The organism is Paenibacillus sp. B01, assembly GCF_009649995.1.
GTDB classification, from domain to species: domain Bacteria; phylum Bacillota; class Bacilli; order Paenibacillales; family Paenibacillaceae; genus Paenibacillus_O; species Paenibacillus_O pasadenensis.
In genome coordinates, this window is record NZ_CP045802.1 from 992,280 (window position 1) to 1,003,366 (window position 11,087).

An 11,087-nucleotide genomic window follows, 5' to 3' on the forward strand; every position below is an offset into this window, starting at 1 on the left:
ACGAGGGAGTCGAGAGTACCTTGGATGGCGGAAACCCGCCTCGGCAGGCGGCTGAGAGTCAGGCTAGCCTTCCCGTCGGAAGGACGAGCTGCCGCGCACGAGCAGCTCGGAGTCGACCTTGAACACGCGCTTGTCGCCGAACTGGTCCTCGTTCATGGAGTCGATCAGCTTCTCGACGAGCAGCGCGCCCATCGTGTACTTCGGCTGGTTGACCGTGCTGAGCGACGGCGAGATGTACTTGCTGATCCGGTTGTTGTCGACGCCGACGACGGCGATATCCTCGGGGATGCGGAGGCCGCGCTCGCGGCAGCATTTGTAGACGCCGAGCGCCATCTCGTCGTTGGCCGCATAGACGGCGGTCACGGAGCCGCCGGAGCGGTCGAGCAGCCGGCCCATCGCCTCGTAGCCGCCGCTCTCGCTGAAGCCGCCGCTGTCGATGAGCTCCGGCCGGAACGGCAGGCGCTGCTCCTTGAGCGCCTTCATGTAGCCCTCGAGCCGCTCGTAGCTGTCGATGGAGTCGGCGAAGCCGCTCAAGAACGCGATGTCGCGGTGGCCCATCTCGGCCAGATGGCGGACGACCTCGAGCGAGAACTTGACGTTGTCCGTATAGATGCACGGAATCTGCTCATGCCCGATATGCCGGCCGATGACGGCGATCGAGTAGCCGCGCTCCGCGATCTCGGCGAGCTGCTCGTCGCCGACGAGCGGCGAGACGAGGATGGCCGCGTCGACCGTGCGGTTCATGAGCAGGTTGAGGTACTCCAGCTCCTTGGCCGCCTGGTTTTCCGAGTCGCAGATGAGCACCTTGTAGTGCTTGACGTACGCCATATTTTCAATCCCCTTCACGATCTCGGTGAAGTAGGAGACGTTGATGTCCTGGACGATGACGGCGATCGTCTTCGTTTTCTGCACGCGCAGGTTTTTGGCGACCGCGTTGGGATGATAGCCGAGCTCCCGCACGGCGGATTCGACGCGGCTGCGCGTCTTCGGCGTGACGCCGGGGCTCCCGTTCAGCACGCGCGACACGGTTGCGGTGGAGACGCCGGCAGCGCGGGCGACATCGATGATTTTCACGTCCATCGTAGACTCGACCTTCTTTGCGGAGTAATCGTTTTCAGACCAACTTTCATTTTAGCCGACATTCGCAGCCCGAGGCAACCGGAAAAAAAGTTGTTGAAATCGATTACAAATTGCTGATATATTCGGCTTACCGGATGAAGAAGCGCCGGATGCGAGCCGGTTCGGACCGCAGGAGCGCTTTCGGGGCCGCTTGGCTTCGTCCGATGTAATCGATACCAATCGGGTTCGGGAGAGAAAGGGATGCCATTTGCCATCACGCAAGCCGGATGCCACGATTGTAGACGTGGCGCGGACGGCCGGCGTGTCGGCGGCGACGGTGTCGCGGGTGCTGAACGGCAGCGGTCCCGTCAGTCCGTCGGCGCGCGGCCGGGTCGAGGAGGCCGTCCGGCGGCTCCGCTACATGCCCAACGCCTCGGCCAAGAGCCTGCGCCACCTGAAGACGTCGACCTTGGCCGTCATCGTCTCGGACATCCTGGTCTCCTATTATGCCGAGATCATCAAGGGCATCGAGAACACGGCCGGCGCGCTCCGCTACAAGATCCTCATCTGCGACGCGCAGAACCAGCGGGAGAAGGAAGCCGACTACATGACGCTGGCGATGGACCGCACCGTCGACGGCATCATCCTGATCGCGCCGATGCTCGGCGACGCGGAGCTGGCCGCCTATGCCGACCGCGGCTACGCGCTCGGCGTGATCGGCCGCCGGATCGACCATCCGGCCATCCCGTGCGTCTATACCGACAACGTCGGCGCGGCGACAGAGGCGGTGACGCATCTGATCGCGCAAGGGCATGAGCGGATCGCCTTCCTGAGCGGCTTCGCGGACGCGACCGACAGCTACGAGCGGCTCGAGGGCTACATGAAGGCGCTGCGCCAGGCGTCGCTGCCGTTCCGCCCGGAGCTGATCGACAGCGGCGGCTTCAGCGAGCCAGGAGGCTACGAGGCGTTCCTGCGGCTGCGCGAACGATCGTCCGCGTTCACGGCCGTCTTCGCCGCCAACGACGAGATGGCGCTCGGCATCTACCGCGCCTGCGCGGAGCTCGGCATCCCGATCCCCGCGGGCATGGCCGTCGTCGGCGTCGACAACAACCGCGTCGGCAGGCATGTCGATCCGGCGCTCAGCACGGTCGATCCGCCCAAGCATGCGATGGGCGCGCTGCTCGCCGAGAAGCTCATCGACCAGCTCGGCGAGGGCCGCTGCCCTGGCACGCGCTGCTTCGAGGTCGGCTCGCGGCTGCTCGTTCGGGGCTCGTCCATTTTCAATAATAAGTAATCGATTACACAAATTCGGAGGTGCTCTGATGCAAGGCTTCTTGAGGGAATGGTCGCGCAACCGGATGCTGTTCCTCATGATCGCGCCAACGCTGCTGTTCTTCGTCGTCTTCTCCTACCTGCCGATGATCGGCGTCTACTACGCGTTCACCAACTTCAGCTTCGACGGAGGGCTGTTCGGCAGCGAGTTCGTCGGGATGCAGAACTTCCGCTTCCTGTACGAGTCGGGCGTGCTCTGGACGCTGACCAAAAACACCGTGCTCTACAACCTGGCGTTCATCCTGCTCGGCAACGCGCTGCAGCTGATCTGCGCCATCTTCCTCAGCGAGCTGCCCGGCAAGTGGTTCCGCAAGATCACGCAGTCGGTCATGTTCCTGCCGTTCTTCGTCTCGTTCGTGCTCGTCGGCGCGTTCGTGTTCAACCTGTTCAACTCCAGCAACGGGCTCGTGAACACGGTGCTCGTGCAGCTCGGCTTCCAGCCGTACGACTTCTACCTGAACACGGCGCCGTGGAAGTACATCATCGTCTTTTTCAACCTGTGGAAAGGACTCGGCTACGGCACGATCATCTACCTCGCCGCGATCATGAGCATCAGCGACGAATACCACGAGGCGGCCAAGATCGACGGGGCGAACATCTTCCAGCGCATCCGCCACATCACGCTGCCGCTGCTCGTGCCGACGTTCATCCTGCTCATCCTGCTCAGCCTCGGCGGCATCCTCAAGGGGCAGTTCGACCTGTTCTACCAGATCATCGGCAACAACGGCGTGCTGTTCAACTCGACGGACATCATCGACACGTACGTGTACCGGTCGCTGGCCGTCAACTTCGACATCGGCATGGGCACCGCGGCGGGCCTGTACCAGAGCTTCTTCGGCCTCATCCTCGTGCTGGCCGTCAACTACGTCATTCGCAAGACGCGCGAAGACTACGCCCTGTTCTAGGAGGAATGAAAAGGTGAAGATCCGTACCGAACGCTCGACCGTACTGTTCAACACGATCGGCTATGTCCTCATCAGCCTGTTCGCGCTGCTCTGCCTGCTGCCGTTCCTGCTCGTGCTGTCCGGCTCGTTCTCGTCCGAGCAGGAAATCATCGCCGAGGGCTTCAAGCTCATCCCCGACCAATGGTCGCTCGAAGCGTACCGCGCCGTCTTCAGCAATCCGGAGCAGATCTTCGACGCTTACCGCGTCACGATCCTGCTGACGCTCGCCGGCACCGCGCTGGGGCTGTTCCTCACCTCGATGGCGGGCTACGTGCTGAGCCGCCAGGAGTTCAAGTACCGCAACAGCTTGAGCTTCTTCATCTACTTCACGACGCTGTTCAGCGGCGGCCTCATCCCGTGGTACATCCTCATCGTCAACTACCTGCAGCTCAAGGACAGCTACCTGGCGCTGCTCGTGCCGGTGCTGGTGAGCGCGTGGAACATCATCCTGATGAAAAACTTCATGAAGTCGATCCCCGAGTCGATCCCGGAATCGGCCAAGATCGACGGCGCCGGCGAGTTCACGATCTACCTGAAGCTGATCCTGCCGCTGTCCGCGCCGAGCCTGGCGACGATCGGGCTGTTCATGGCGCTCGGCTTCTGGAACGACTGGTTCATGGCCAATCTGTTCATCACGACCGAGTCCAAGTACCCGCTGCAGTTCCTGCTGTACAAGATCCTCGCCAGCGCCGCCGTGCTCAAGACGAGCATCGCCGGCAACCTGTCGCCGGACTTCAAGCCGCCGGCGGAGACGCTCAAGATGGCCGCGGCGATCATCGTGACGGGGCCGATCGTGTTCCTGTATCCGTTCGTCCAGCGCTTCTTCGTGAAGGGACTGACGATCGGGGCGGTGAAAGGCTGACCGAAAGCGGGCCTCTCCGCGTCCGTGCCGGAGCCGGATCAGGCGCGGACGGCCGGGTCCGATCGGGCCCGGCGAAGCGACTGTCTCTGCCGAGGCAGCCGCTTCGCCGGGCTCGACCGGACGGCGGAGGACTTTTTCAAAGCATAGGGATGAACCTAGAGGAGGAGTCAACGTGAGCAAAAAAACAATCGGCCTGCTGATGACGACGGCGCTGCTGGCGACGGCGCTCGCCGGCTGCAGCGGCAACGGCAATGGAAACGGCAGCGGAGGCAGCGAGGCGAACGCGAACGCGGGGGCGGCGGCGAACAGCGGCTCCGGCGAAGCGAAGGCGATCGACACGTCCAAGAAGGTCGAGCTCGTCTGGTACGTGCTCGGGGACGGCCATGCCGACAGCCCGAAGATCCAGGACCAGATCAACGCGATGCTGGAGAAGGACATCAATGCGACGATCAAGCTGAACTTCACGACGTGGAACGACTGGCAGACGAAGTACAACCTGCTGCTGACGTCCGGCGAGAAGGTCGACATGGTGTTCGCCTCGACATGGGCCGACTACTACAAGTTCGCGGACCAGGGGGCGTTCAAGGAGCTGAACGACCTGCTCCCGACCTACATGCCCGAGACGTGGAAGGCGGTGCCCAAGCAGGACTGGGACGAGGCGACCGTCAACGGCAAGATCTACGCCGTGCCGAGCACGTACCCCGAGTACACGCCGGACGGCCTCGTCTATCGGGAGGACTGGCGCAAGGAGCTGAACGTGCCGGAGATCAAGGATCTCGACTCGATCGAGGCGTACCTGGACGCGGTCAAGACGCAGAAGAAGGTGACGCCGATCAACGGCAAGGCGTGGAACGAGGTGTTCACGCTGTTCAAGGCATACCACGGCTACGAGCAGATTGGCGGAGACAGCGGCGTCATCGTCGCCAAGTCGTATGATGCGCCGCGCGACATCGTCAACTACGCGGAGACGCCGGAGTTCGAGCAGTTCGTGAAGCGGATGAAGACCTGGTCGCAAAAAGGCTTCTGGACCTCCGATACGCTGAGCTCGCAGAAGGAAGCCGGCGATGCCCTGAAGGCCGGCACCGGCGGCGCCTACTGGCGCAACGCGCCGGGCGCGGGCGGCTTCATCGTCGACGCCGAGAAGACGAACAAAGGCACCGACTACGCCTACTTCCCGTTCACGCGCTTCCATGGCTACGCGATGCCGACGCTGTCGGTCAACAACGCGATGGCCGTGCCGAAAAGCTCCAAAAACGCCGAGCGCTCGCTGATGGCGCTGGAGAAGATCCGCACGGACTCCCGCTACTTCGACCTGCTGACGTACGGCATCCAGGACACGCATTACTCGCTTAGCGACGATGGCAAGCTCGCCATCTCGCCGCCGAAGGGCAAGGAGAACGACAAGAACTTCAAGGGCTACGGCATCACGAGCTGGGGCTGGCGCGTCACGAGCCTCGCCAAGGAGCAGCAGGCGGGCGGCTGGACGGAGTTCCCGGCGCTCATGGAGGAGTTCAAGGCCGAGAGCAAGCCGAACATCTTCGCGCCGATCATCATGGACTATAAGCCGGTCAAATCGCAGCAGGCGGCCGTCAACCAGGTCATCCAGCAGTACGGCATGCCGCTGATGATGGGCCTCGTGCCGGACGTCGACAAGGCGCTCGAGACGTACCGCAAGCAGCTCAAGGCGGCCGGTGTCGATCAAGTGCTCGCCTATGTGCAGGAGCAGGCGAACGCCTACTTCGACGAGAAGGGCATCCAGTAGGAGCGGCGGTACGGCGCCGTCAGGCAGCTGAACCCTGTCGGCAAACCAAACACGCCCCGGTCCACATCAGGACCTTGGGGCGTGTTTTGGCGCGTCGATGAACTCTTTCTTATCCTTCACTTTTCCTATAATAGTCTACCTTATGAAATGATTTGAGGGGAGACCTTTCATCCCGTGAACGGTCAACGTCAGCAAGGAGCGGCTGCGGAAGCCGCGACGAGCGGCACCGCCTTGGCGCGCTTTGACCAGAGGCGGTCATGCGTCTGCAGCAGGCGCGGCCGCAGCGGGCTGCGCGGGGAGTTGACGGAGCGGCGCAGCAGGACGGGAACCGCTGAGCTGCCGACGAAAACGGCGACGCGGGTGAAGTCGTTCTCCTCCATCACCCATCCGCAAAGCGAGCTGGCGCCGAAGTCGCACCAGAGGAACTGATGGATGGAGTACCTCGGCACGATGACGAGGATCATCCGCTTGCGGAGCAAGCGCTGGAGCACGGCGGTTCGCCTCCCTTCCGGACGCGGATGCGGAGTGTCTGCGCCTCAGTGTATGCCGGCGAGGAATTGTCCCATGATGGAGAGTTGAACAAAGCCTGCCCGAATCTCGGGCAGGCTTTGCAACGTCTCACGCCTTCTCCAGACGCAGCGAGATCATGTGATGGAACCCGGCTCTGCGGGCCTGCTTGGGGGATAGGGACTTGCGCTTGTATTCCGTGAACCCCAGCTTCTCATACAGGCGCATGGCCGGAACATTGGTATCCGCGACCTCTTCGATCAGATAGGTGCGGTACGGCAGATGATCCAGCATATGTCGAATCACCGCCGAAGCCGCTCCTTGGCCGCGGAAGGACAAGGCGGTGCCGATGAACTCGACCGACCCCGTTTCCGCCGGCGGGTCGACAAAGGGCTTTTGGAATTCCCTCTTCAGAATGAGAGCGGCCATCGAGCCCTTGAACCAGCCCAGATGCCGGCGGAGAGGCGCGCTCTGAAGGTTTACGGAGAAGCGGCGACAGTCGGTGCAGGCGCCGAAGGCCGCCACGCGATCGCCGGCGAGCGCCACATAAAATTGATCCAGCACGAACATATGGGCGAATGCCTTTGCGATGATATCCCGGTCCTTGGAAAAAAACGAGAGCCACTGCGAGAAGCCTTCGGCGAAAATCTCCGCCATTTGGTTCCTGGCCTCTGGGCCCGCGCGGTCGGCCCGAACAACTTCAAAGGCGTCGGAATGCTTCATGACGATTCCCCTTCCTTTTTGAAAACCAAGGTCAAGAGCGGTCTCGACGGCATCGAAAATCCTTCCCCCAGCATCACCTTCATCGTCGCCAGTCCCTGAATCGAGGAAAAGAAATAGAGCGCCATCTCGAGAGCATTGCCATTGCGAATCTGGCCTTGACGCTGTCCTTGAACGATGAGCGCGGCAGTCGCTTGCAGAAGATCGGCATTGATCTGCATGAGAGCCGCTTTCCGATCGGCCGTCTCCGCGGAGAAGAAGGATTGCGTCATCAACAGCATGAGGTGTCCCAAGTCATCGCCGGAAGACAGATCCGAATACACCTCGTCCGCGAACCGTGCCAGTTCCTCAGCAGGCTTGTCGCAGGTCTGAAATCTGGCGATCAGCGTCTCCAATCCGGAGATGGCGAACTGCAGCAGCTCCTCGAAAAGCTGCTCCTTTGTCTTGTAATGACGGTACATCAGACCCGTGCTGATGCCCGCTTGATCGGCAATATGCTGAACATTGGTGGAACCGTATCCTTGACGAACGAACAGCTGCATCGCCGCTGTCTGGATTTTGACTCGGGTTGCAAGGCGCATGGCCTCATATTGTTCCGGTGTACGGGGCACTTCACCCTCCCCTTTAATGAATGAAATTTTATTCATTATAAAATCAATGAAGCAGACTGTCAACGTGCACCGTCAAGGCGCATCGCCGCGAGCCGACTCGGCGAGTACGGTCCGAATCGGCTGATTTCGCCGGCTTACGGCCGGCCGCTGCGGAACCGGTCCGGCGTATCGCCGGTCAGCCTGCGGAACGTGGCGATGAAATGGCTGACGTCGCGGAAGCCGCTGTCCTGGGCGATCGCCCGCAGCGGAGCGCCGGGGCGGCTGAGCAGCAGCTCGCGCGCCCGGCGGATGCGCAGCCGCAGCAGATAGGCGTAGGGCGAGAGGCCGAACAAGCTGCGGAACAGCGTGTTCAGCCGCCGGCCGGATACGCCGGCCTGCGCCGCCATGTCGTCCAGGCCGACGGCCGGCCGGTGCAGGTTCGCCTCGAGCCAGGCGAGCAGCGGCTCCAGCTGGCGCAGCTGCTGCATGACGGCGGTGCCGGCGTCGGCGCTGGCGTACGTGCCGAGCGCGAGCAGGAAGCGGTACGCCTGCTGCGACGCTTCCAGGCCGAGCGGATCGGACGCGGCCTCGAGCTGGCCGAGCGAGCCGAGCAGCAGCGAGCCGAGCGGAGATTCCTCCTCCCAGCGGTACAGCCCCGGCGCGGCGAGGCCGAGCGAGGCGAGCAGCGCCGCGGCCTCGCCGCCGCTGAACGTCATGTAGACCGTTTTCCAGATCGAGTCGTCCGCGCTCCGGTACCGGTGGGGCGCTCCCGGAGGCAGCAGCAGGCCGCTTCCGGAGCGGAGCGTCTCCGAGCGTCCGCCCCATTCGATCCGGCCTTCTCCGGAGACGGTCTGCAGCCAGTGGTAGACGGAATAGCCGTCCGGACGATGGAACGGCTCCTGGTCCGGATTGAAGCCGAGGCTTTCCAGCCGGAGCGGAAGCGGCCTTTCCTTGAGCTCGACGGCGACGATGCGGCGATGACGCGGTCCGGGCTGCTGCATGCGGCTCTCTCCTTTCGACAGTTCCATATTGTTATATTAGATGTCCATATCCTTGGATATCAAGGGAATTGGGGAAGGGATACAATGGGGATATCCTTATATCCCATTCGAAAGAGGGGCTTCTGATGATCTCGAACAAGCTGCCTAAGATCTGGTATGGAGGCGATTACAATCCCGAGCAGTGGGACGCCGAGACATGGTCCGAGGACCATCGGATGTTCAAGCTCGCCGGCATCGACGTCGCCACGATCAACGTGTTCTCGTGGGCGCTCGACCAGCCGGACGAGGACACGTACGACTTCGCCTGGCTCGACGAGCAGTTCGAGCTGCTGCACGGCCAAGGCATCGGCATCTGCCTGGCGACCGGCACGGGGGCGCATCCGGCGTGGATGGCGCGCCGCCATCCCGACGTGCTGCGCGTCGATTTCGACGGGCGCAAGCGGCGCTTCGGCGGCCGCCACAACTCCTGCCCGAACAGCCCGGCCTACCGCAAGTTCAGCGCCGCGCTGGCGACGAAGCTGGCCGAGCGCTACGGCAGCCATCCGGCGCTGCTCATCTGGCATGTGAGCAACGAGTACGGCGGCTACTGCTACTGCGACAACTGCGCCGCGGGCTTCCGCTCCTGGCTGCAGCAGCGCTACGGCTCGCTCGAGGAGCTGAACCGCTCCTGGAACACCCGTTTCTGGGGCCATACGTTCTATGATTGGGAAGAGGTCGTGCCGCCGAACGCGCTGAGCGAGGAGTGGGGCGGCAGCCGCACGAACTTCCAGGGCATCTCGCTCGACTACCGCCGCTTCCAGTCGGACAGCCTGCTGGACTGCTTCAAGCTGGAGCGCGATGCGGTGAAGGCGCTTACCCCGGACATTCCGGTGACGACGAACCTGATGGGATTTTACCCCGAACTCGACTACTTCAAATGGGCCAAGGAAATGGACGTCGTCTCCTGGGACAACTACCCGTCGATCGACACCCCGCACAGCCTGACCGCCATGGCCCATGACCTGATGCGCGGCCTGAAGGACGGCCAGCCGTTCATGCTCATGGAGCAGACGCCGAGCCAGCAGAACTGGCAGGCGTACAACTCGCTCAAGCGGCCCGGCGTCATGCGGCTGTGGAGCTGGCAGGCGGTCGCGCACGGCGCGGACACGGTCATGTTCTTCCAGCTGCGCCGCTCGATCGGCGCCTGCGAGAAGTACCACGGCGCGGTCATCGAGCATGTCGGGCATGAGCATACGCGCGTGTTCCGCGAGGTGGCGGAGCTCGGCGGCGAGCTGCAGGCGGTCGGCGGCGAGCTGCTGGACGCGCGCGGCGACGCCGCGGTCGGCATCGTCTTCGACTGGGAGAACCGCTGGGCGATCGATCTCAGCAGCGGTCCGACCGTGGCGCTCGATTATGTGAAAGAAGCCCACAAGTACTACGACGCTCTCGCCAAGCAGCAGGTTGCGGCCGACATGATCGGCGTGGACGCGGACTTCTCGCGCTACCGCGTCGTCATCGCGCCCGTCATGTACATGGTGAAGCCGGGCTTCGCCGCGGCGGTCGAGCGGTTCGTCGAGGCCGGCGGCACGTTCATCACGACGTTTTTCAGCGGCATCGTCGACGAGCGGGACATCGTGCGTACGGGCGGCTACCCGGGCGAGCTGCGCCAGGTGCTCGGCATCTGGTCGGAGGAGATCGACGCGCTGCTGCCGGAGCAGCGGAACCGCATCGTGCTGAGCTCGGCTTGGAGCGGCGGCGCGGAGGATGCAGCTGCCGAGGCGCAGCGGCAGACCGCGGCGGGCTCGGAGCATGCCGGCACGGCGGCGGCAGGGACGTCCGCGCGGATAGCTGGCGGCGCGTCCGGGCTCGCCGAGTACGAGTGCGGCCTGCTGTGCGACCTCATCCATAGCGAGGGCGCCGAGGTGAAGGCCGTGTATGGCGACGACTTCTATGCGGGCATGCCGGCGCTGACCGTCAACCGCTTCGGAGCCGGACGGGCGTGGTACGTCGCGACGAGCCCGGACGAGGCGTTCCTCGGCGACTTCCTGCGCGAGGTGTGCGCGGAGAACGGCATCGAGCCGCTCGTCGCCGAGGCGTCGGCGGAGCTGGAGACGGCGGCGCGCGTGAAGGACGGCCAGCGCTACCTGTTCCTGCTCAACCATGCGGCCGAGGAAGGCTGGGCCGAGCTGAGCTCGGGCGGCGACGACCTGCTCGGCGGCGGCGCGAGCGTGGCGGCCGGACGCGTCAGCGTGCCGGCGCGCGGCGTGCGGATCATCCGCCAGCGGGCATAGCGCCGGCGCGCGGCGTGCGAAGCCAGCTCTTTATAATTGA

10 protein-coding genes are annotated in these 11,087 nt (G+C 63.6%); 5 read left to right on the forward strand and 5 right to left on the reverse strand.

Annotated features, from left to right (window positions below; translation table 11 throughout):
- Positions 1 to 63 precede the first annotated feature (63 nt).
- Positions 64 to 1,080 carry a LacI family DNA-binding transcriptional regulator gene (locus GE073_RS04345; RefSeq protein ID WP_028600290.1) on the reverse strand — a complete coding sequence of 339 codons (1,017 nt, stop codon included), beginning with the start codon at positions 1,078 to 1,080 and terminating at the stop codon, positions 64 to 66.
- A 247-nt stretch (positions 1,081 to 1,327) separates the two neighbouring features.
- Between GE073_RS04345 and GE073_RS04350 the strand changes: the two genes are divergently transcribed.
- The 4 genes from GE073_RS04350 (at position 1,328) to GE073_RS04365 (ending at position 5,959) form a co-directional block, all read left to right on the forward strand.
- Positions 1,328 to 2,353, forward strand: coding sequence for a LacI family DNA-binding transcriptional regulator (locus GE073_RS04350; protein WP_228551266.1), 1,026 nt, complete (start codon positions 1,328 to 1,330; stop codon positions 2,351 to 2,353).
- A 28-nt stretch (positions 2,354 to 2,381) separates the two neighbouring features.
- Entirely contained in the window at positions 2,382 to 3,296 is a 915-nt protein-coding gene (locus GE073_RS04355; RefSeq protein WP_028600292.1) for an ABC transporter permease, read from the forward strand.
- Between the two features lie 13 nt (positions 3,297 to 3,309).
- Complete coding sequence (locus GE073_RS04360; protein WP_028600293.1) at positions 3,310 to 4,197, forward strand: carbohydrate ABC transporter permease; 888 nt, start codon at positions 3,310 to 3,312, stop codon at positions 4,195 to 4,197.
- 172 nt (positions 4,198 to 4,369) lie between these two features.
- Positions 4,370 to 5,959 (forward strand): extracellular solute-binding protein, encoded by a 1,590-nt coding sequence (locus GE073_RS04365; protein WP_307719991.1) that lies wholly within the window; start codon positions 4,370 to 4,372, stop codon positions 5,957 to 5,959.
- A 188-nt stretch (positions 5,960 to 6,147) separates the two neighbouring features.
- Here the strand turns inward: GE073_RS04365 and GE073_RS04370 are convergent, their stop codons facing one another.
- The 4 genes from GE073_RS04370 to GE073_RS04385 form a co-directional block, all read right to left on the reverse strand.
- Positions 6,148 to 6,450, reverse strand: a complete 303-nt coding sequence (locus GE073_RS04370) for a hypothetical protein (RefSeq protein ID WP_028600295.1) — start codon at positions 6,448 to 6,450, stop codon at positions 6,148 to 6,150.
- Positions 6,451 to 6,577: 127 nt separating this feature from the next.
- Complete coding sequence (locus tag GE073_RS04375) at positions 6,578 to 7,189, reverse strand: GNAT family N-acetyltransferase (protein WP_043111758.1); 612 nt, start codon at positions 7,187 to 7,189, stop codon at positions 6,578 to 6,580.
- Positions 7,186 to 7,797 carry a TetR/AcrR family transcriptional regulator gene (locus GE073_RS04380; RefSeq protein ID WP_028600297.1) on the reverse strand — a complete coding sequence of 204 codons (612 nt, stop codon included), beginning with the start codon at positions 7,795 to 7,797 and terminating at the stop codon, positions 7,186 to 7,188. Before GE073_RS04380 ends, GE073_RS04375 begins: the two co-directional genes overlap by 4 nt.
- Before the next feature lie 134 nt (positions 7,798 to 7,931).
- Complete coding sequence (locus tag GE073_RS04385; protein ID WP_052333545.1) at positions 7,932 to 8,777, reverse strand: AraC family transcriptional regulator; 846 nt, start codon at positions 8,775 to 8,777, stop codon at positions 7,932 to 7,934.
- A 125-nt stretch (positions 8,778 to 8,902) separates the two neighbouring features.
- Between GE073_RS04385 and GE073_RS04390 the strand changes: the two genes are divergently transcribed.
- Complete coding sequence (locus GE073_RS04390; RefSeq protein WP_028600299.1) at positions 8,903 to 11,047, forward strand: beta-galactosidase; 2,145 nt, start codon at positions 8,903 to 8,905, stop codon at positions 11,045 to 11,047.
- Positions 11,048 to 11,087: the final 40 nt, after the last annotated feature.

Coding starts and splice junctions, on each gene's coding strand:
- GE073_RS04355 (WP_028600292.1), top strand. CDS start 2,382: ATGCAAGGCTTCTTGAGGGAATGGTCGCGCAACCGGATGCTGTTCCTC.
- GE073_RS04385 (WP_052333545.1), bottom strand. CDS start 8,777: ATGCAGCAGCCCGGACCGCGTCATCGCCGCATCGTCGCCGTCGAGCTC.
- GE073_RS04375 (WP_043111758.1), bottom strand. CDS start 7,189: ATGAAGCATTCCGACGCCTTTGAAGTTGTTCGGGCCGACCGCGCGGGC.
- GE073_RS04390 (WP_028600299.1), top strand. CDS start 8,903: ATGATCTCGAACAAGCTGCCTAAGATCTGGTATGGAGGCGATTACAAT.
- GE073_RS04345 (WP_028600290.1), bottom strand. CDS start 1,080: ATGGACGTGAAAATCATCGATGTCGCCCGCGCTGCCGGCGTCTCCACC.